Origin of the sequence: Kitasatospora sp. NPDC101157 (genome assembly GCF_044768255.1) — a bacterium.
Classification (GTDB): domain Bacteria; phylum Actinomycetota; class Actinomycetes; order Streptomycetales; family Streptomycetaceae; genus Kitasatospora.
On sequence record NZ_JBIWPL010000037.1, the window covers coordinates 23,144 to 41,500 of the forward strand.

21 protein-coding genes are annotated in these 18,357 nt (G+C 74.1%); 5 read left to right on the forward strand and 16 right to left on the reverse strand.

Translation table 11 applies throughout. From position 1 onward, the window contains the following. Nucleotides 1-7: 7 nt before the first annotated feature. The 3 genes from tilS to dacB form a co-directional block, all read right to left on the reverse strand. On the reverse strand, nt 8-1,135 hold the full coding sequence (gene tilS / locus ACIRVF_RS39485) for a tRNA lysidine(34) synthetase TilS (protein ID WP_402829273.1): 1,128 nt from the start codon (nt 1,133-1,135) through the stop codon (nt 8-10). 328 nt (nt 1,136-1,463) lie between these two features. Next, complete coding sequence (locus ACIRVF_RS39490; RefSeq protein ID WP_402829275.1) at nt 1,464-2,648, reverse strand: zinc-dependent metalloprotease; 1,185 nt, start codon at nt 2,646-2,648, stop codon at nt 1,464-1,466. A 241-nt stretch (nt 2,649-2,889) separates the two neighbouring features. Continuing rightward, the gene (gene dacB, locus ACIRVF_RS39495) at nt 2,890-4,326 is read right to left on the reverse strand and encodes a D-alanyl-D-alanine carboxypeptidase/D-alanyl-D-alanine-endopeptidase (RefSeq protein WP_402829277.1); all 1,437 of its coding nucleotides are present in this window, start codon (nt 4,324-4,326) and stop codon (nt 2,890-2,892) included. Nucleotides 4,327-4,423: 97 nt separating this feature from the next. Here dacB and ACIRVF_RS39500 point away from each other — a divergent pair, with 97 nt between their 5' ends. Next, the gene (locus ACIRVF_RS39500) at nt 4,424-4,915 is read left to right on the forward strand and encodes an inorganic diphosphatase (RefSeq protein WP_030059594.1); all 492 of its coding nucleotides are present in this window, start codon (nt 4,424-4,426) and stop codon (nt 4,913-4,915) included. A gap of 128 nt (nt 4,916-5,043) precedes the next feature. On the opposite strand, the gene ACIRVF_RS39505 is transcribed toward ACIRVF_RS39500, so the two are convergent. The 3 genes from ACIRVF_RS39505 to ACIRVF_RS39515 all read right to left on the reverse strand — a co-directional run bounded on the left by ACIRVF_RS39505 (nt 5,044) and on the right by ACIRVF_RS39515 (nt 7,054). Beyond that, complete coding sequence (locus tag ACIRVF_RS39505) at nt 5,044-5,253, reverse strand: dodecin (RefSeq protein WP_359909395.1); 210 nt, start codon at nt 5,251-5,253, stop codon at nt 5,044-5,046. A gap of 122 nt (nt 5,254-5,375) precedes the next feature. Further along, nucleotides 5,376-6,335, reverse strand: a complete 960-nt coding sequence (locus ACIRVF_RS39510; protein WP_402829279.1) for an asparaginase — start codon at nt 6,333-6,335, stop codon at nt 5,376-5,378. Between the two features lie 74 nt (nt 6,336-6,409). Beyond that, nucleotides 6,410-7,054, reverse strand: coding sequence for an ABC transporter substrate-binding protein (locus tag ACIRVF_RS39515; RefSeq protein ID WP_402829281.1), 645 nt, complete (start codon nt 7,052-7,054; stop codon nt 6,410-6,412). 569 nt (nt 7,055-7,623) lie between these two features. Here ACIRVF_RS39515 and dtd point away from each other — a divergent pair. Then, a complete protein-coding gene (dtd, locus tag ACIRVF_RS39520; protein ID WP_402829283.1) occupies nt 7,624-8,064 on the forward strand; it encodes a D-aminoacyl-tRNA deacylase in 441 nt (146 codons plus the stop codon). 28 nt (nt 8,065-8,092) lie between these two features. On the opposite strand, the gene ACIRVF_RS39525 is transcribed toward dtd, so the two are convergent. The 3 genes from ACIRVF_RS39525 to ACIRVF_RS39535 all read right to left on the reverse strand — a co-directional run bounded on the left by ACIRVF_RS39525 (nt 8,093) and on the right by ACIRVF_RS39535 (nt 10,233). Continuing rightward, nucleotides 8,093-9,055 (reverse strand): YgfZ/GcvT domain-containing protein, encoded by a 963-nt coding sequence (locus tag ACIRVF_RS39525; RefSeq protein ID WP_402829343.1) that lies wholly within the window; start codon nt 9,053-9,055, stop codon nt 8,093-8,095. A 19-nt stretch (nt 9,056-9,074) separates the two neighbouring features. After that, on the reverse strand, nt 9,075-9,539 hold the full coding sequence (locus tag ACIRVF_RS39530) for a Fur family transcriptional regulator (protein WP_402829285.1): 465 nt from the start codon (nt 9,537-9,539) through the stop codon (nt 9,075-9,077). A gap of 91 nt (nt 9,540-9,630) precedes the next feature. Then, nucleotides 9,631-10,233, reverse strand: a complete 603-nt coding sequence (locus tag ACIRVF_RS39535) for an FABP family protein (RefSeq protein ID WP_402829287.1) — start codon at nt 10,231-10,233, stop codon at nt 9,631-9,633. Nucleotides 10,234-10,580: 347 nt separating this feature from the next. Between ACIRVF_RS39535 and ACIRVF_RS39540 the strand changes: the two genes are divergently transcribed. After that, nucleotides 10,581-10,943 carry a DsrE family protein gene (locus ACIRVF_RS39540; protein ID WP_396244745.1) on the forward strand — a complete coding sequence of 121 codons (363 nt, stop codon included), beginning with the start codon at nt 10,581-10,583 and terminating at the stop codon, nt 10,941-10,943. Between the two features lie 49 nt (nt 10,944-10,992). Here the strand turns inward: ACIRVF_RS39540 and ACIRVF_RS39545 are convergent, their stop codons facing one another. From ACIRVF_RS39545 to ACIRVF_RS39575, 7 genes are all read right to left on the reverse strand, one after another. Further along, nucleotides 10,993-11,274, reverse strand: a complete 282-nt coding sequence (locus tag ACIRVF_RS39545) for a DUF3099 domain-containing protein (RefSeq protein ID WP_402829289.1) — start codon at nt 11,272-11,274, stop codon at nt 10,993-10,995. Between the two features lie 65 nt (nt 11,275-11,339). Further along, nucleotides 11,340-11,630: a DUF1416 domain-containing protein gene (locus ACIRVF_RS39550; RefSeq protein WP_030288989.1), complete on the reverse strand. Its 291-nt coding sequence runs from the start codon at nt 11,628-11,630 to the stop codon at nt 11,340-11,342. A gap of 40 nt (nt 11,631-11,670) precedes the next feature. After that, nucleotides 11,671-12,504 carry a sulfurtransferase gene (locus ACIRVF_RS39555; protein ID WP_402829291.1) on the reverse strand — a complete coding sequence of 278 codons (834 nt, stop codon included), beginning with the start codon at nt 12,502-12,504 and terminating at the stop codon, nt 11,671-11,673. A gap of 243 nt (nt 12,505-12,747) precedes the next feature. Next, nucleotides 12,748-12,828, reverse strand: coding sequence for an Ms5788A family Cys-rich leader peptide (locus tag ACIRVF_RS39560; protein ID WP_350517234.1), 81 nt, complete (start codon nt 12,826-12,828; stop codon nt 12,748-12,750). Between the two features lie 256 nt (nt 12,829-13,084). Continuing rightward, complete coding sequence (locus tag ACIRVF_RS39565; protein WP_402829293.1) at nt 13,085-13,807, reverse strand: DUF2993 domain-containing protein; 723 nt, start codon at nt 13,805-13,807, stop codon at nt 13,085-13,087. Nucleotides 13,808-13,991: 184 nt separating this feature from the next. Then, nucleotides 13,992-15,353, reverse strand: a complete 1,362-nt coding sequence (locus ACIRVF_RS39570) for a hypothetical protein (protein WP_402829295.1) — start codon at nt 15,351-15,353, stop codon at nt 13,992-13,994. A 5-nt stretch (nt 15,354-15,358) separates the two neighbouring features. Further along, the gene (locus ACIRVF_RS39575) at nt 15,359-15,652 is read right to left on the reverse strand and encodes a MoaD/ThiS family protein (RefSeq protein WP_402829297.1); all 294 of its coding nucleotides are present in this window, start codon (nt 15,650-15,652) and stop codon (nt 15,359-15,361) included. A 653-nt stretch (nt 15,653-16,305) separates the two neighbouring features. Here ACIRVF_RS39575 and ACIRVF_RS39580 point away from each other — a divergent pair. Together ACIRVF_RS39580 and ACIRVF_RS39585 are read left to right on the forward strand one after the other, a co-directional pair. Continuing rightward, nucleotides 16,306-17,037, forward strand: a complete 732-nt coding sequence (locus tag ACIRVF_RS39580; protein WP_402829299.1) for a response regulator transcription factor — start codon at nt 16,306-16,308, stop codon at nt 17,035-17,037. Between the two features lie 118 nt (nt 17,038-17,155). Then, entirely contained in the window at nt 17,156-18,214 is a 1,059-nt protein-coding gene (locus ACIRVF_RS39585; protein WP_402829301.1) for a LacI family DNA-binding transcriptional regulator, read from the forward strand. Nucleotides 18,215-18,357 lie beyond the last annotated feature (143 nt).

Below are 18,357 nucleotides of genomic sequence, written 5' to 3' on the forward strand. Positions count from 1 at the left end.
CTCGCCCTCAGTCGCCCTGCCGCCGAAAGACCAGCGTGCCACACCTACGGGTGGCCTCGACGCCCCCGGGTAGGTGCAGCGGCCCCTGACCGCGCCATCCGGTGACCAGCAGGTCGATCGTCTCCAGGTGCCGGGCGAACAGGTCCCCGGCCGGACAGCCCGCGCGCAGCGCGGCCCGGCGCAGGACCCGGCGCCGCACGGCGGGCGGCAGTTCGGCCAGCTTCACGGCGTCCAGGGCGCCCTCGCCGGTGCGGAGGTCGCGTTCCGCCAGGGAGGCCCACTGGTCCAGGGCGTCGGCGTCGTCACGGAACAGCCGGGCGGTACGGGCGAGCGCCTCGACCACGCCGCCGCCCAGGTGCTTCTCCAGCACCGGCAGCACCTCGTGGCGGACCCGGGAGCGGGTGTAGGCGGGATCACAGTTGTGGGGGTCGTCCCAGACCGGGATCGCCTGGGCGGAGCAGGCCTGCCGGGTGGCCGCCCGGTCCAGCTCCAGCAGCGGGCGGCGGTAGCGCCCCTTCTGCGCGGGCATCCCGGCCAGCGAGCGCGAGCCGGAGCCGCGGGCCAGGCCCAGCAGCACGGTCTCCGCCTGGTCGTCCCGGGTGTGGCCGAGCAGCACCGCGATCGCGCCGTGGCGCTCGGCGGCCTCGTCCAGCGCGGCGTAGCGGGCGTCCCGGGCGGCGGCCTCCGGACCGCCGGTACGGCCGACCAGCACCGGGACGGCCTCGACCGGGTCCAGGCCCAGCGAGCGCAGCCGCTCGGCCACCTGGGCGGCGCGGTCGGCGGAGCCGGGCTGCAGGCCGTGGTCGACGGTGACGGCGCCGACCCGCAGGCCGATCTTGGGGGCCTCGAAGGCGGCGGCGATGGCCAGCGCCATCGAGTCCGCGCCGCCGCTGACGGCGACCAGGACCAGCGGGGAGCCGGGGGCGGCGGGGGTGCGGGGCAGCCCGGAGGGGTGGCGGGCGGCGTTGCCGATCAGGGTGGTGCCGACGGCGGCACCCACCAGCGGCGCCCCGGCCGGGCGCTCGCGGGGCTCGCGCACGGGCGCGGTGAAGGTGGTGCCGGCCTCGGCGGCGAGGTCGGTGAGCGTGCGGCGAACGGCCAGGCGTATCGCGGCGACGGCGGGGTGAGGGCCCACGGCGGACGACTCCTCGACGGAGGGGACAGGACTGCGGCGGGCGGCCAGGACCGGCGCACCGCATGAGCGCCGCGTTACCGGGCGCTCACAGATGGTGGCAGAAAGCAGCGACCCGCTACGCCACCCGCGCCACCGGTACGACCACCGTCCCACGTTCGGGTGAATGGAGAAACGTATCTTCACCCACCATCTGCCTGATTGGACCACTCGTACGAGCGGGTTTGACCGCCACCGGCCGGCGACGGCCCCGCCGCGCGGCGGGATCGACCGTCCGGAGGCCGTCCTGGGCGGGCCGGAACGGCCCGGGGCACCCCGGGCCGGGGCTTGCTCAGCGGCCGACCCGGGCGACCCAGGCGGCCGGATCGTGGATCTCCTCCTTGGTCGGCAGGGTGTTCGGGGACGTCCACACCCGGTTGAACCCCTCCATGCCGACCTGCTCCACCACGGCCCGCACGAACACCGCGCCGTCCTGGTACTGCCGCAGCTTGGCGTCCATGCCCAGCAGCCGGCGCAGCACCAGGTCCAGCCGGTTCGCCCCGCGGTCGCGGCGCTGCTGGAACTTCTCCCGGATCTCCGCGACCGTCGGCACCACGGCCGGGCCGACGCCGTCCATCACCACGTCCGCGTGGCCCTCCAGCAGCGACATCACCGCCGTCAGCCGGCCGAGGATCTCGCGCTGCGCGGGCGACTGGACGATCTCCAGCAGGTTCCCCGCCGGGGCGCCCTCCCGGCCCTCCCGGTTGCCCGCCCCCGGCAGCCCGGCCCCCAGCGAACCCGCCGCGTCGCGCAGCCGCTCCAGCAGCGCGCCCGGGTCGACGTCCGTCTCGGCCAGGAAGGACTGCACCTCGGACTGGATGTGGTCGCGCAGCCAGGGCACCGCGGTGAACTGCGTCCGGTGGGTCTCCTCGTGCAGGCAGACCCAGAGCCGGAAGTCCGACGGGTCCACGTCCAGCTCGCGCTCCACGTGCACGATGTTCGGCGCCACCAGCAGCAGCCGGCCCGGCCCCGGCCCCTCGGGGCCCAGCCGCGGCTTGTCGAACAGCGCCGCCGGGCTGTCCGGCGCCTCCAGCGAGGGGCCGGCCGGGGCGAAGGTCTCGTACTGGCCCAGCACCTTGGTCGCCAGGAACGCCAGCAGCGCCCCGACCTCGATCCCGGTCGCCTTCTCCCCCACGGCACCGAAGACGCCGGCGGTGGCACTGTTCGCCCGCCGCGCCTGCAGCTTCGCCACCAGCGGCTGGACGACCGTACGGAAGCCGGCCACGTTCGCCCGCACCCATCCCGGGCGGTCCACCACCAGCACCGGCGTCGCCGTTGCGGCGGCCAGACTGCTCGACCGCATCCCGGTGAACGCCCGCACGTGCTCCTCGGCCTCCAGCGCGTGCCGGCGCAGCTCGGCGACCACCGCCGCCGCCTCCGCCCGGCTCACCTCCGGCCCCGGCCGCACCAACCTCGTCGCGGTTGCGACCGCGAGATTCCAGTCGACCATGTCAGCCCCGCCACTCGCGCTCGTCATGCCCTCACCGTACGTGCTCCCCACCGCCAACGGCAGCCACCCGCCACCAACACCCTGCCCGCCCCGGCCACCCCGGAACCCGGCGCCGACGGCGCCGGTCCGGAGCCGGCGCGGGAGGACGTCCGCCGACACCGTGGCCACCGGGCCACCGGGCCACCGGGAACGGAGCCGTCCCGCCCGGGCCGGCGGCCCGGGGGCCAACCGGTGCGGCGGGCGGGGCGGTTGCCGTGGGCGCGGCGGGTCAGTGGCAGCCGCAGGAGGCGAGGTGGGCGGCGATGCGGTCCATCGCGGCGCGGACGGTGTCGGCGGGGAGGGTGTCGGGGGTGCGGGTCATGACGGCGAAGGTGAGCAGGCGGCCGTCGGCGTCGACGACGGTGCCGGCGAGGGTGTTGACACCGCTGAGGGTGCCGGTCTTGGCCCGGACCAGCCCGGCCGCGTCGGCGGCGCCGGAACCGGAGCCGTAGCGCTTGCCGAGAGTGCCGGTGAAGCCGGCGACCGGGAGGCCGGTGAGGACCGGCCGCAGGGCGGGGTGCTGGTCGGAGGCGGCCAGGGCGAGGATCCGGACCAGGGCGGCCGGCGGGATCTGGTTGCCCTTGTGCAGGCCGCTGCCGTCGTTGAGCACCACCCCGGCCATCGGCACGCCGAGTTCGCCGAGCTGCTGGGTGACGGCGGTCGCCGCGCCCTCGAAGCCGGCCGGCTGGTGCGCGGCCAGGGCGACCTGACGGGCCATCGCCTCGGCGAGCTGGTTGTCGGAGGTGGTCAGCAGCCGCTCCACCAGCCGGGCGACCGTCGGCGACTCGACCCTGCCGAGGACGGGGGCGTCGGCGGCGGCCGGGGCGGCGGCCGGTCCGGCCTTGCCGTCGACGGTGACGCCCTGGGCCGCGAGCATCGTGGCGAAGGTCGCCGCGGCCGCGTCGGCCGGGTCGGCGTACCGATCCGGCGCCTCCTCGCGGCTCCTGGGGTCGATCTTGGCCTCGTCCGCCATCAGCGGGACGACCAGGGCGATGTTCTGGTTGTCGGGGTTCGTCCGGTGCTGCGGGCTGCCCGTGTACAGCGACAGGTCGTAGTCCAGCTTGACCGTGGTGGTGCCGGCCGCCTTGAGCGCGGCCGCGGTCTGCCGGGCGAGCGCCTCCAGCGAGGCGGGGGCGGTGTCGGCGTCGGCGGGCCGGCCGCCGATCTGCACCTGGTCGGCGGGCAGCGCGGTGAGCGTCGGGTCCCCGCCGCCGACCAGGGTGATGGTGCCGGGGTCCGCGCCGCGGACCACCCGGGTGGTGAGCCGGGTGTCGCCGGGTATCAGCGACAGGGCCGCGACCGAGGTGGCCAGCTTGGTGGTGGAGGCCGGGGTGCCCGGGACGTTCTCCCCCGAGCCGTACAGGAGTCGGCCGTCGGCGGCGTCCGCGACGGCGATGGTGACGGTGCCCAGGTTCCGGTCGGAGACGTACGGGCCGAGCGCCTGCTGGAGGCCCTTGGTGGTGGGCACGGGCACGTCGGCCTCCGGGCCGCTCCCGGCGGCGGCCAGCACGGCGCCCGTCGCGGGCGCCGGGGGCGCGGCCGGTGAACCGCTCCCGCTCGGAGCGGGGGTCGGCTGCGCGTACGCCCCGCCCGCTCCCAGCGCCGTTCCGGCGACCAGCAGGGCCGCTCCGCACAGTCCGGCGGCCGTCCCCCTGCGACGGCGCACCGCCCCTCCCCCTGCTCCCACCGACCGGCCCCTTTCCCCAGCACTCACTCCCGTAGGAGACACTTGGATTCTGTCAGTCCCTACCTTGGAGGAACCGTTGGAGTTCGACGTCCTTATCGAAATCCCGAAGGGCTCTCGTAACAAGTACGAGGTCGACCACGAGACCGGCCGTCTGCGGCTCGACCGGATGCTCTTCACCTCGACTCGCTACCCGGCCGACTACGGCTACGTCGAGGGCACGCTCGGCGAGGACGGCGACCCGCTGGACGCCCTGGTCATCCTGGACGAGCCGACCTTCCCCGGTTGCCTCATCAAGTGCCGCGCCATCGGCATGTTCCACATGACCGACGAGGCCGGCGGCGACGACAAGCTGCTGTGCGTCCCGGCGACCGACCCGCGCTGGGAGCACCTGCGGGACATCCACCACGTGTCGGAGTTCGACCGCCTGGAGATCCAGCACTTCTTCGAGGTCTACAAGGACCTGGAGCCGGGCAAGTCCGTCGAGGGCGCCAACTGGGTCGGCCGCGCCGAGGCCGAGGCCGAGGTCACCGCTTCGATCAAGCGTCTGGCGGAGCAGGGCGGCCACTGAGCCGTCGTTCCGACCTCGTTCGCTCCTGGTCCGTTCGGAGCAGTTCGAGGCAGGTCGGGACGGATTCCCGGGGCCGGGGTCCGCGGATGAGTCCGCGGACCCCGGCCCCTGTCGTCCCCGGGAGCCGCTCAGTCCTCCAGCCGGAAGCCGACCTTGATGCACACCTGGTAGTGCTTGATCCGGCCCTCCTCCAGGTGGCCCCGGACCTGCGAGACCTCGAACCAGTCGAGGTTGCGCAGCGTCCGGGAGGCCCGTTCCACCCCGTTGCGGATCGCGGCGTCGACGCTCTCGGTCGAGGACCCGACGATCTCGGTCACCCGGTACACGTGGTCGGTCATGGCGACTCCCTCAGCTGTGCGACGGCCCCCGGTCCACCGTGCACCGGCCCGGGGCCGCCCGCACCCCGGACGGGGTGCGCAGGGGGGCCGCACCGGCCCGCCGGAAGCCCGCCCGGGCCCGGCTAGAAGGCCGCCCGAACCTCGCCGACCGGGGCGCCGCCGCCGAGCAGCGGGGCCGTGCCGATCCGCTCGACGGTGTCGTCCGCGCCGGTCACACCGAGCCTGCGCAGCGCGGCCGCCAGCACCGGGCCGCGGGCCCGCTCCGCGCCGTCGTCGATCTTGAAGGCGAGCGCCCGACCGTCCGGCAGCGCGACCACCTGGACGGCCTCGGCGCCCATCTTGGACAGCGCGCCCGGGACGGCCCGCATCAGCCAGGTGTCGGCCCGGCGGGTGCCGGCCACGTACTCGGGGTGGGCGCGCATGGCGTCGGCGACCCGGCGCTGCGCGGTGCCCTCGGCGGCCAGCACCAGGCCGCGGTAGGCGCGGGCCAGGCCGGTCAGGGTGACGGCCAGCAGCGGGGCGCCGCAGCCGTCCACGCCGGTGTGCACGGGGGTCTCGCCGGTGCCCTCCGCGAGGGCCTCGCGGGCCAGCTCCTGGATCGGGTGCGCCGGGTCGAGGTAGCTGCCGGTGTCCCAGCCGTTGGCGACGCAGGCGGCCAGCCAGCCAGCGTGCTTGCCGGAGCAGTCCATCAGGATCGGTGCGCGCCGCCCGCCGGCGCCGAGCAGCAGCTCCGCCTCGGCCTCGTCCAACGGCAGGTCGGCCGGGGTGCGCAGGGCCGACTCGTCGAGTCCTGCGGAGCCGAGGATGGCCCGGACACCGTCGAGGTGAAACGATTCAGCAGAGTGGCTGGAGGCCGCCAGCGCCAGCAGCTCGCCCCCGATCGCCAGTCCGGCCCGCAGGGTGGCCACCGCCTGGAACGGCTTGGCCGTGGAGCGGGGGAAGACCGGCGCGTCGGGGTCGCCGAGCGCGAACTCCACCGAGCCGTCGGCGGCGAGCAGGACCAGGGTGCCGTGGTGGCGGCCCTCGGTGAAGCCCGAGCGTATGACCTCGGCGAGCACGGGCAGGGTGGCGAGCTGGGACATCGGGTGCCTTCCGGGGGCGAGGGTGGTGGCCGGGAGGAAGCCGGACCCCTACCCGCGCCCGACGACTCACCCGGTCAGAGCGGCCTCTCCGAGAGCAGGTCGTCGACCCGTGCTTCCCCATCACGGTACCTGCGGGTGATCTCGGCATTGCAACCATCGGCCGTCCGCAACAGCCGCTGCCGCCGTCCGGACACCTCGCGCTCGTGGGCGCGCAGCCGTTCCAGGGCGGCCAGCAGCTCCTCCGCCGGGTGCGCGGCGAGGTCGGCGAGCTGGACGTCGCCCATCAGCGCGTCCGCCTCCAGCTGGGACTCCTGGGTGCGCGGCGGGCCGAGGGTGACGTGCCGGGCCGAGCGCCGCACGGTGGAGGGCGCGTCGCTCAGGATGGCCGGCAGCCGGTCCAGCAGATCGCCGCCGGACTCCCCGCCGACCGCCGGGGCGCCGCTGCCGCGGCCACCAGCCCGGGCCGGGAGGGCCGGGCCACCGCCGGGGCGCCGGTCGAGCTCGGCGCGCAGGATGTCCATCCGCCCGTGCAGCAGCCGCCGCAGGTACGACAGGTCGGCCTCCTGCTCCATGGTCTCCCTGCGCAGGATCCGCAGCTGGTCCAGGCCCAGCCGCTCCAGGTCGGGCTCGCCGTCCGGGCCGACCGCCCAGGACGGGGACCCGGGGGCCTGCGCCACCTGCCCGGATCGGTTCCACGCCGCGCCGCTCGTGTCCATCATCCAGCCCACCTGCCGTCGTCCGATCCCGCCCGCTCGCGGCAGCCCGTCCCTGCCGCCGGTCCGGCCCGTCCCCCGACGGGCTCGCGCGTTCCGTCCGTTGGCACGCCCGGGGGCCCCGAAGGGGTTCCGCTCCCCGGCCGGGATCACCCACCGGGGCGACCCCGGACAGAACGCCTGACCTACCGGCTCGACCGCCGGCCGAACCCCGGCCCGGTGCGGCGGACCTCCAGGCGCGCCGGGCCTTCGTACGGTCCCCCAGCGTGCCACCCCATCCGGCGCGCGCGCACCGCCCGTGCACCCGAACGGCCCCCTGGCGAACGGGGGTGGCTGATATGAACAGGGCTTTCCGCAGCAGGAGCAGCGCCCGAACCTGCGCAGGCGCGCGCTGCACGGCGCGCGCCACCCCTTTGCGCGCCCCTCGTGTGCGCCCCCTCACCGTCCCGGTCACCATCCCGGCGCGGGCCCCGGGACCGGCAACCCGCGCGGATTCCGGGATCCCCGGATCCCGGGCTCCCTCGGATTCCCCGGAGGCCCCGCCGGGCCGCACGGCGCTCCGGCACAATGGCGGCATGCGAGCAGTGGTGCAGCGAGTGACCGAGGCCCGGGTGACCGTGGCCGGAGAGACCGTCGGCGCGATCGAGGGGCCCGGGCTCTGCGTCCTGGTCGGCGTGACCCACGAGGACACCCCGGCCAAGGCGGCCCAACTGGCCCGCAAGCTCTGGACGCTGCGGATCCTCCCGGTCAACGGCGAGGGTGTGGAGCAGAGTTGCTCGGACATCGGCGGCCCGCTGCTGGTGATCAGCCAGTTCACCCTCTACGGCGACGCCCGCAAGGGCCGCCGCCCCACCTGGACCGCGGCCGCCCCCGGGCCGGTCGCCGAGCCGCTGGTGGACGAGGTGGTCGCCCAACTGCGGTCGCTCGGCGCCAAGGTGGAGACGGGCCGGTTCGGCGCCGACATGCAGGTGGCGCTGGTGAACGACGGCCCGTTCACCGTCCTCGTCGAGGTCTGAGGCCCCCGGGTCCGGGCCCCGGCAGGCACTACTGCGGGACGATCACGTCCTGGGTGCCCGGGACCGTCCCGGCCAGCAGCACCGCGTCCACCGGAACGTTCCGCTTGACGATCGCCAGCGCGATCGGCCCCAGCTCGTGGTGCCGGGCCGAGGAGGTCACGAAGCCCAGCGAGCGCCCGTCCGGCTCGGAGGCCAGCCGCACCTCGGTGCCGTGCGGGGGCAGCGTCTCCTCGGTGCCGTCCAGGTGCAGGAAGACCAGCCGGCGCGGCGGACGGCCCAGGTTGTGCACCCGGGCGACGGTCTCCTGGCCGCGGTAGCAGCCCTTCTGCAGGTGGACGGCGGTGCTCAGCCAGTCCACCTCGTGCGGGATGGTCCGGTGGTCGGTCTCGAAGCCGAGCCGGGGCCGGTGGCCCTCGATCCGCAGGGCCTCGTACGCCCAGACCCCGGCCGCCGGGCCGAACCCGGCGGTGACCTCGGCCAGTTCGCCGCGCGGCACGAACAGGTCCCGCCCGTACGGGAGTTCGCGGACTGCGGCGGCGCGCTCGACGGAGCCGGTGGCGCCGGCCGGCAGGTGGACCACGGCGTAGTCGGCGGTCGCGTCGGCGACCTCCACCCGGTAGAAGAACTTCATACTCTCCAGGTAGGCCACCAGCGCGCCCTGGGTGCCCGGCTCGACGTGGGCCCAGGTGGTGGCGCCGTCGTCGACCAGGTAGAGGGCGTGCTCGACGTGCCCGTTCGGGGAGAGCACCAGCGCCTCGGTGGCGTGCTGCGGCTCCAGCTGGCTCACGTGCTGGGTGAGCAGCAGGTGCAGCCAGGAGAGGCGGTCCGCGCCGGTGACGGTGACCACGCCGCGGTGCGAGAGGTCGACGAAGCCGGTGCCCTGCGACAGGTTCCGTTGCTCACGGAAGATGTCGCCGTAGTGGGCGGCGACGCCCTCGTCGGCCCCCTCGGCGGGGACGGCTCCGGGCAGGGCAAGCAGCGGACTCTTCACACCGGTCATACCGGCCAGCTTACGACCGGCCGTCCGTCTGCTTCGCGGTGCAGTCGGCGCAGCGGCCGAAGATGGCGAAGTGCTTGAGGTCGGTGTCGAAACCGTGCTCCTCGCGCAGCCGGTCGATCAGCGGCCGGGCGATCTCGGTGCCGGTCTCGGTGACCTTCTCGCAGTCCCGGCAGACCAGGTGCAGGTGGTGGTGGCGGCCGGCCAGGTGGTACGTCGGGGCGCCGTGGCCGAGGTGGGCGTGCGAGACCAGGCCCAGCTCCTCCAGCAGTTCCAGGGTCCGGTAGACGGTGGAGATGTTGACGCCGCTGGCGGTCTTGCGGACGTGGCAGAGGATGTCGTCGGGGGTGGCGTGGTCGAGGACGTCCACGGCCTCCAGTACGAGCTGCCGCTGCGGCGTGAGGCGGTAGCCGCGCTCGCGCAGGTCGGCCTTCCAGTCGCCGGAGAGCTGCCAGTCGGTGGTGCCGGTGTCCGCCACGGTTCTGTCCCTGCCAAGGTCGGGGGTCCTGAGGCAAGTGTAGGGACCGGCCGGGGGCCGGTCCCTACCTCGTGCACAGACCGTGCGATGCCTACTTGAAGAAGGCGATGCCGTCGTCCGGCAGGTCGTTGATGTCCTTGATCAGCTGGGCCGGGCTGAGCACCTTCTTCAGCTGGGCGGACATGTACGGGCGCAGCGGCACGTTCGGGGCGGCCTTCTCGCCGACCCAGAGCAGCTCGCCGTTGACGAAGCCGTACAGCCGCTTGCCGCCGGAGTACTCCGGGGAGCCCTCGATCCGGGCCACCGCGTCGGTGGACACGTCGACCTGCGGCTTGCCGTCGGCCAGCTCGCCGTACCAGATCTCGACCGTGCCGTCGTCACGGACGGAGGAGATCTCGATCCCGCGCGCGCCGGTGGTGCCGTCGTGGTTGCTGGTGATGCGCCAGAACGCGTGCTCGTTCTCCAGCGGACGGACCTTCTCGCCCTCCTCGTTCAGCACCCAGGTGCGGGAGCGGAACTCCAGGAAGGGGCGGCCGTCGTGCCGGATCACGATCTCCTGGCCGAAGTTGCACTTCTCCGTGCCCGGGTCCCCCTCGTTCGGCAGAGGGGCGTATACGCCCGCACCCTCCCAGGTGCCGAGGAGGAAGGCGAGCGGAACGACGTCCTTGTGGAGGTCGGAAGGGATCTCGATCATGTTCCTGGTCGCTGTCGTGGTCGGTGCGGTCTGCCTCAACCGTACGGCAGGGTCAGCGCTGGCCCTGGTAGAGCTTCATCACCGAGAAGATGGCGAACCAGGTGATCAGCACGGCCATGAGGGCCAGCAGACCGTCGAAGAACATTTCCAGACCGGACACGGGGGGCTCCCAGGCGGCGACAGTTGTGGTGGATTTTGCGGGCTCACTCTATCCGTCGTGGTCCGGCCGGTCGCGGTGAGCCCCGCCACGTCGGGTTCCGCGCCCCCGCGTGGGCGCCGTCCAAGGTTTGCCCAAGGGATTCCGCGATGACGGCGGGCGGGGGCGGCGGGACCTCTAAGGTGGCGCCATGTCGAAGAAGCTCGTCATCAAGGTCACCGCCGGGGCGGACGCGCCGGAGCGGTGCTCGCAGGCCTTCACGGTGGCGGCCGTGGCCGTCGCCAGCGGGATCGAGGTCTCGCTCTGGCTGACCGGGGAGTCCTCCTGGTTCGCCCTGCCGGGGAAGGCGGCGGAGTTCGAGCTGCCGCACGCCGCGCCCCTGCCGGACCTGCTGGAATCGATCCTGGCCGCCGGCTCGGTGACGCTGTGCACCCAGTGCGCGGCCCGGCGCGGGATCGAGCAGAAGGACACCGTCGAGGGCGTCCGGATCGCGGGCGCGCAGGTCTTCGTCAGCGAGATCACCGCGGACGGCGTCCAGGCGCTCGTCTACTAGGACCCGCCCGGCCCGGCCCCGGTCCCGTACCGGGCCCGGGCAGGCCCGGCTACCGGGGCTCGTCGTGCGGGTCGTGATCGGGGTGGTCCCGGTCGTGACCGGGGTCGTCCCACTTCGGGTCGTCCCAGCGCGGGTCGTTCCACCAGTCGTCCTCCGGGTCCCGCTTGTTGGCGAAGACCGCGGCGGCGGGCGGGATCACCATGGCGACCACGCACAGGCCCACCGCGGCGCACACCGAGTAGAACCGCACCAAGCCCCAGGCCAGGACGAACATGCCCAGGCACACGCCCATCATGGCGTAGTAGTAGCGCCGCCGGCGCCTCGTCTGCACGTCTTCCACGGTACGGCCGGGGGCCCCTGCGCGGCAGGGGCCCCCGGCGTGGTCGTCCGTCCTGGTCAGACCGCGATCGCGACCTCGACGGCGGTGCCCTGGGAGGCCACCACCTGACGGTCCACGGTCTGGCCCGGGACGAGTGCCCGCAGGGTCCACTTGCCCGGGCGGGCGAAGAACCGGAACTGGCCGGTCGCCGAGGTGGGCACCTCGGCCGTGAACTCGTTGTTCTCGTCCAGCAGCCGGACGTAGCCGTTGACCGGCTCACCGTCGCGGGTCACCGAACCCTGGATGATCGTCTCGTTCGCCACGTCAACTCCTGCCAGGTCCGGGCCGCCGGCCTTCGCACCGCACATGTCTGGTTTTCCCTTCTGACTTACGGGTCGAGCCGGAGGCTCAGTTGCCGAGCTCGATCGGCACGCCGACCAGGCTGCCGTACTCGGTCCACGAACCGTCGTAGTTCTTGACGTTCTGCTGGCCGAGCAGCTCGTGCAGCACGAACCAGGTGAGCGCGGAGCGCTCGCCGATGCGGCAGTAGGCGATGGTGTCCTTCGCCAGGTCGATACCCTCGGCCTCGTACAGGGCCTTGAGCTCCTCGTCGCTCTTGAAGGTGCCGTCGTCGTTGGCGTTCTTGGCCCACGGGATGTTGCGGGCGCTCGGCACGTGGCCGGGGCGCTGGGACTGCTCCTGCGGGAGGTGCGCCGGGGCGAGCAGCTTGCCGGAGAACTCGTCGGGCGAGCGGACGTCGACCAGGTTGAGGTTGCCGATGGCGGCGACCACGTCGTCGCGGAAGGCGCGGATCGAGGAGTCGGCGGCCTGCGCCTTGTACTCGGTGGCCGGGCGGGCCGGGACCTCAGCGACCAGGTCGCGGGAGTCCAGCTCCCACTTCTTGCGGCCGCCGTCCAGCAGGCGGACGTCGCCGTGGCCGTACAGCTTGAAGTACCAGTAGGCGTAGGAGGCGAACCAGTTGTTGTTGCCGCCGTAGAGGACGACGGTGTCGTCGTTGGCGATGCCCTTGGCGCTGAGCAGCGCCTCGAAGCCGGCCTGGTCGATGAAGTCGCGGCGGACCGGGTCCTGGAGGTCCTTCTTCCAGTCGATCCGGACGGCGTTGCGGATGTGGTTCTTGTCGTACGCGGAGGTGTCCTCGTCGACCTCGACGATGACGACCTTCGGGTCGTCCAGGTGGGCCTGGACCCAGTCGGCGTCGACCAGGACGTCGCTGCGGCTCATGGTGGTGTTCTCCATCCGAGGGCGGTTGGCGGAAGGTACTGCTCAGCAGGTGCTGCAGGGTGCCCGAACGGGTGCGGCCCGAATTCCCGTCCGAAATCCTGTCCGAATGACGGGATGGAGGAGCGAGCCGGGGCGACCGGGCGGGGAAGTGCGGGGTACGGCGGCGGCCACCGGCCCGAGGAGCCGGGCGAGGTCACCGGAGAGATCGGCGGCGGGCGTCAACTGCCCTGCCAGAATGCCGACTTAGCGCATTCGACACAGACAGGCGGCCACGCGGCACAGGTCGACCGCCCGCCGCTTCGTGAGATCCGTCTGTCGCTTCATGCCGACGATGCTAGGGACACCGGCGGCCTGCTGTCATCAGCGTATCGAATACCGAGATCCAAACGGTCGGATGATGGGATTCTGCCTCCGGGCGCTCCCGTGGGCCCGGGCCGGACGCCCGGCGGAGGCGCACAACGGGCGGAAACGGCACCGCTCCGCGCGTCGCGCTGGACAGCGCGTCTCGCGGAGCGGACCGGACGAGGTAGAGGGAGGAGGCGGAGCGGGGACGGGCCCGGTGGCGGGCGGCAGCGCCCGGTCAGCCCAGCAGCTTGACGTCCTTGCCCTCGAAGGACAGCTGGAGGCCGTCCGGCAGCGGCGTCACCCCGTCCTTGGCGGCCAGCTTCAGCCCGGCCGGCATCGAGTCCAGGGTGAAGCCGGCCGGAGCGACCTTCCGGTTGGCCAGCCCGGCGAACATCTCGGCCAGCGAGCTCAGCTTGAGGCCGTCCACGGTGACGGTGTTGCCCTCGTTGTGCACGGTGGCCTCACCGACCGAGACCGGCCCCAGCGAGGCCTTGACCTTGCCCGGACCGCCGTACGACAGGCTCAGCCGGGAGTTGGCGCCGCCCGGCAGCGGGGCACCGCCCAGCAGCTGGGAGGCCGGGGGGAGCAGCTGGGCGAGGTCCTGGTAGGTGATCACGCCGCTGCCGGTGCCGCTGTCCATGGTGGCGCTGTTCAGGCTGTCGCTCACCTCGACGCCCGAGAGCTTCGCCTTGAAGGAGTGCAGCGCGACCTGCTGGCCGTTGTTCCGGACGGTCAGGCCGTCCGAGGAGATCCGGACGTCGTCCAGCTTCTTGGACACCGCCTGGGTCAGGAACGGGAAGCCCTCGATCGTGACGTCCGGCCGCCGGCTCATCTGGCCGCTCTTCACCAGTTGGTCGGCGGCCTCGTCCTCGGCCACGCCGACCGCGATCCGGTCCGCGCCCACCAGCAGGCCGGCGACCACCGCCAGGCCGATCGTCGCCTTCAGCCATCCGCGCATCGTGTCCCCCGTCGTCGCCGGTCGCCGTCGTCGTTCCGTCCCGGAGCCGTTCCGTCCCGGAGCCGTCTCGTTCCGCAGGCGTTCCGTCCCGGAGCCGTCCGGACGCGGCTCCTTCCGCACGACCGTACGACGTCCCGCCCCGGAAGGTGGTTCCGGGGCGGGACGCGGTCATGACGTACCCGGCTCAGCCGGCCAGCAGGTCGGTGGCCATCCAGATCAGCGGCGCGGCCACCGCGAGCGGCAGCGCCACGCCCGCCGTCATGTGCACGAAGCGGGACGGGAAGTCGTACGCCGCGACCCGGCGGCCGATCAGCGCGCCCAGCCCGGCGAGCGCCCCCAGCGCCACCGGCGCGCCCACCAGGAAGCCCAGCAGCACCGCCGCCACCAGGCCCAGCACCGGGCCCAGCTGCTTCGGGCCGGGCAGCGGCGTCGCCGCCAGCAGGGTGGCCAGCGCCACCGCGCCGACCCCGGCCGGCACCCAGTCGGCCAGCAGCAGCGTGGTGCACAGCGCCGTCACCACGGTGGCCGAACCCAGCACGGTCAGCGCGTAGAACCGCTCCTTCGGATCCGAGGGACGGAACGTCTGCAGCACCAGGACCAGCAGGAAGAACCCGCCCAGAGCGCCCACCACGGCAGCCGCGTCGCCGTCGGAGTCCGCCAGCAGCACGGCCACGTCCGCGGCGAGCCCGGCCAGCGCGGCGAGCAGGATGCCCTGACGGGCCGGCCACATGCCGTTCAGCCGGAACCAGCCGGCCGCCGTCAGCAGCTGCAGCAGCGCAACCACCAGGGCCAGCGCCACCTGCCCCAGCGCGGCGCCCCCGGCCAGCAGCGCGGCCGCGCCCGCCGTGATCAGGGCGGGCTGCAGGCCCGGGTCGATGATCGGCGAACCGGTCCGGCCGCCCGGGGCGGCGGAGGGCGCGGCGGTCGGCGCGGCGAGCGGGGTCGGCTGCGCGGGGAGGGAGCCGCACGGCGGGGCGGCGGGGGCGTCCGGGCGCTTGAGCGTCATGGTCGGCGGGTCGAAGCCCGCTCCGGCCTCCGGCATCCCGGCGGCCGGCATCCCTGCCGGGGGCATCCCGGCGGCGGGCGCGGCCTGCTGCGGGGCGGGCTGCGGGGCCGGAGCCGCGTGCCGCGCCCGCGAGGGCTGCTGCGGCTGCACCGGAGGGTGCTGAACCGGAGGCTGCGGCTGCTGCGCCGGAGGCCGTCCGAGGTGCTGCGGCGGGGCTACCGGCATCGCGCCGGAGACCCGCACCGGCGGCAGCAGCGTGGTGGCCGCCGCGTCGTCCAGCGGCGGAACGGGCGGGAGCACCGTGGTCGCGGGCCCGTCGTCGAACGCGGGCACCGGCGGCAGCAGGGTGGTGGCGGCCGCGTCGTCGAAGGCCGGAACCGGCGGCAGCAGCGTGGTCGCCGCCTCGTCGTCCACCGGATAGCCGTACGGGTGCTGCGCCGCGTACTGCGGCGGCTGCTGCGGATGCGGCTGGGGCTGCGGGGGCTGCTGCGGCCAGGTGCCGTAGCCGCCGCCGTGGTTCGGGTCGTTCATGTCCGTCACGCCGCTCACCCTCCCGCGAACGGCGGGAGGACCTCGACCGTCCCGCCCTCGGTCAGGGCCACCGTCGCGTGGTCCCGGCCGCCCACCTGCGCGCCGTCGACCAGGTACGAGCAGTGTCCGAGCAGCTGGACGAGCTTCGGCCGGTCGGCGTGCCGCTCCCTGGCCGCGGCCAGCGCCTCCGCCAGGGTCGCCGCCTCGTACGGCTCCTCGGCCAGCCCGGCCTCGGACTTCGCCGCCGCCCAGTAGCGGATCGTCCCGCGCGCCCGGGCGCCGCTCGCGGGCTCGGTGGTCGCGCCCATCGGGCCACCCCTTCCGTTCGTCCTCGCCCGGTCCCGGTGGCCCGGTCCGGCTCACCACCGGAGCTCCCGCCCGACCACCCGAACGATGGACCCGGGCAGCGCCGCCGATGTGCGTCCCATGATGGCGTGTCCGCCGGTCGGAGCGGCAATCGCCCTGGCCGGACGGGCCCGGGGCGGCGCGCGAAGCTGTGGCCAGGCTCACCCGGCGCACGCCCGGATTGGGCGAACCGCCTGATTCGCGCACTCCCGGCGCGCAGGGCAGTCGGCTATCCTCGTGGACCAAGAGGGATCCGGGCAGAGTCGCCCCCGGGTCCTTTTGTGCTTTCAGGACGCCAGTACGGACGTTCGTGCGATTCGTCGGCCCACCCCCGGCGCGCCGCAGGAACCGCCCCGCCTCGCGGCACAAGGACGTGCCGGCCCGGCGGGGTGTCGTCACCCGGCGCCGGGCCGCCACCCGGGACCGGACCAGACCGGAGGGTTCGCGGGATGAACAGGGCAGGAACGGCGCGCCAGGGGTTGCGGGACCCCCGGTGCGCCGCGCGCTCCCCCGAAGCCGCCCGGGCGTCCTCCCCCCTCCCCTCAGCACCTGCGTCCTCCGGCTGCGGCGGCAGCCGGGACGCGACCGCGACGACCCGGAAAGGGGACCACCGGGTATGAGTTCTCTCCTCCTGCTCACCAATGCGCTGCAGCCGTCCGCCGAAGTGCTGCCGGCCCTCGGCCTGCTGCTGCACAACGTCCGGGTCGCGCCCGCCGAGGGATCCGCCCTGGTGGACACCCCCAGCGCGGACGTCATCCTGGTCGACGGACGGCGCGACCTGCCGCAGATCCGCAGCCTGTGCCAGCTGCTGCGCTCCACCGGCATCGGCTGCCCGCTGATCCTGGTGGTCACCGAGGGCGGCCTGGCCGCCGTGACCGCCGAATGGGGCATCGACGACGTCCTGCTGGACACCGCCGGACCGGCCGAGGTCGAGGCCCGGCTGCGGCTCGCCCTGGGCCGCCTGCAGGTCGCCGTCGACGACAGCCCGATGGAGATCCGCAACGGCGACCTCTCGGTCGACGAGGCCACCTACTCCGCGAAGCTCAAGGGCCGGGCACTCGACCTCACCTTCAAGGAGTTCGAGCTGCTCAAGTACCTCGCCCAGCACCCCGGCCGGGTCTTCACCAGGGCCCAGCTGCTGCAGGAGGTCTGGGGCTACGACTACTTCGGCGGCACCCGGACGGTGGACGTCCACGTCCGGCGGCTGCGCGCCAAGCTCGGTGTCGAGAACGAGCAGCTGATCGGCACCGTGCGCAACGTCGGCTACCGCTTCGTCGTCCCGGAGAAGGCCGAGAAGAGCGAGCGCCCGGACCTCTCCCCGCGCTCCTCGACCCCGCTGGAGGCCTGACCGCACGGGCCGGGCGGGCCGTCCCCCGCCCGGCTCGTCCGGATCCGTCCCGGTACGACCCCCGAATCGGCCACAGGTCCCACTGCCGCCCCGGGGGCCACACGCGTAGACTCCCTCTGTGGCCAAGGTGACGCGCGACGACGTAGCCCGACTGGCTGGGACCTCGACCGCGGTCGTCAGCTACGTGATCAACAACGGGCCGCGCCCGGTCGCGCCCGCGACCCGGGAGAAGGTCCTCGCGGCGATCGAGCAGCTCGGCTACCGGCCGAACAGCGTCGCCCAGGCGATGGCCTCCCGACGGACCAACCTGATCGGCATGGTCGTCCCCGACGCCCGCCAGCCCTTCTTCGCCGAGATGGCCCACGCCGTCGAACGGGCCGCCTCCGAGCGCGGCAAGCTCGTGCTGATCGGCAACTCCGACTACGTCGACGACCGCGAGGTCCACTACGTCCGCGCCTTCCTCGGCATGCGGGTCTCCGGGCTGATCCTGGTCAGCCAGGGCCCCTCGCAGCGCGCCGCCGAGGAGTTCGCCGCGATGGAGGGCGCGAAGGTGGTGCTGCTGCACCGCCGCCCCGAGGCGATCGACGACGTCGCGGTGGTCACCGACGACGTCGGCGGCGCCGAGGCCGTCGTCCGCCACCTGCTGGAGGTGCACGGGCACCCGTACGTGGCCTGCTTCGGCGGCCCGGTGGAGTCCCCCGCCCCCGGCGACCCGGTCATCGACCACGTCGAGGGCTGGCAGCGCGCCATGGACGCCCACGGCGTCCCCACCGCGCCCCACCTGATCGACGCCCCCTTCCACCGCTACGGCGCCTACGAGGTCGCGCTCGACCTGCTGCGCCGGCCGGACCGGCCGCGGGCGGTCTTCTGCTCCACCGACGACCAGGCCATCGGCGTGCTGCGGGCCGCCCGCGAGGTCGGCCTGCGCGTGCCCGAGGACCTCGCGGTCGCCGGCTTCGACGACGTGCCCGAGGCCGCGCTCGCCGACCCGCCGCTGACCACCGTCGCCTCCGACCGCGACGCGATGGCCCGGGCCGCCGTGGACCTGGTGCTGGACGACTCCCTGATGGTGCCCGGATCGGACACCGAGCGGGTCCGCAAGTTCCCGTCCCGCCTGGTCATCCGCCGTTCCTGCGGCTGCGACGGCGCCACGCCCGGGCGGGCCCTGCCGGAATGACCGGACGGGGAAGCGGCCGGAGCCACCCGAGCGGAACGTCCGGTTCCGCTCCCTGGGCGGCCTGACCAGGCTTTATGAGAAGCCAACGCGCTTCTCGGGGCGTTCTGAGCCGCTTCTCATCCGGCCCTCATCCACCGGGCGGA

What these genes read in the sequence shown, in the direction of transcription:
- ACIRVF_RS39490 (WP_402829275.1), bottom strand. Translation starts at nt 2,648, where the DNA reads ATGACGAGCGCGAGTGGCGGGGCTGACATGGTCGACTGGAATCTCGCG.
- ACIRVF_RS39505 (WP_359909395.1), bottom strand. Translation starts at nt 5,253, where the DNA reads ATGACCGACCACGTGTACCGGGTGACCGAGATCGTCGGGTCCTCGACC.
- ACIRVF_RS39510 (WP_402829279.1), bottom strand. Translation starts at nt 6,335, where the DNA reads ATGTCCCAGCTCGCCACCCTGCCCGTGCTCGCCGAGGTCATACGCTCG.
- ACIRVF_RS39515 (WP_402829281.1), bottom strand. Translation starts at nt 7,054, where the DNA reads ATGATGGACACGAGCGGCGCGGCGTGGAACCGATCCGGGCAGGTGGCG.
- dtd (WP_402829283.1), top strand. Translation starts at nt 7,624, where the DNA reads ATGCGAGCAGTGGTGCAGCGAGTGACCGAGGCCCGGGTGACCGTGGCC.
- ACIRVF_RS39535 (WP_402829287.1), bottom strand. Translation starts at nt 10,233, where the DNA reads ATGATCGAGATCCCTTCCGACCTCCACAAGGACGTCGTTCCGCTCGCC.
- ACIRVF_RS39540 (WP_396244745.1), top strand. Translation starts at nt 10,581, where the DNA reads ATGTCGAAGAAGCTCGTCATCAAGGTCACCGCCGGGGCGGACGCGCCG.
- ACIRVF_RS39550 (WP_030288989.1), bottom strand. Translation starts at nt 11,630, where the DNA reads ATGTGCGGTGCGAAGGCCGGCGGCCCGGACCTGGCAGGAGTTGACGTG.
- ACIRVF_RS39555 (WP_402829291.1), bottom strand. Translation starts at nt 12,504, where the DNA reads ATGAGCCGCAGCGACGTCCTGGTCGACGCCGACTGGGTCCAGGCCCAC.
- ACIRVF_RS39560 (WP_350517234.1), bottom strand. Translation starts at nt 12,828, where the DNA reads ATGAAGCGACAGACGGATCTCACGAAGCGGCGGGCGGTCGACCTGTGC.
- ACIRVF_RS39565 (WP_402829293.1), bottom strand. Translation starts at nt 13,807, where the DNA reads ATGCGCGGATGGCTGAAGGCGACGATCGGCCTGGCGGTGGTCGCCGGC.
- ACIRVF_RS39575 (WP_402829297.1), bottom strand. Translation starts at nt 15,652, where the DNA reads ATGGGCGCGACCACCGAGCCCGCGAGCGGCGCCCGGGCGCGCGGGACG.
- ACIRVF_RS39580 (WP_402829299.1), top strand. Translation starts at nt 16,306, where the DNA reads ATGAGTTCTCTCCTCCTGCTCACCAATGCGCTGCAGCCGTCCGCCGAA.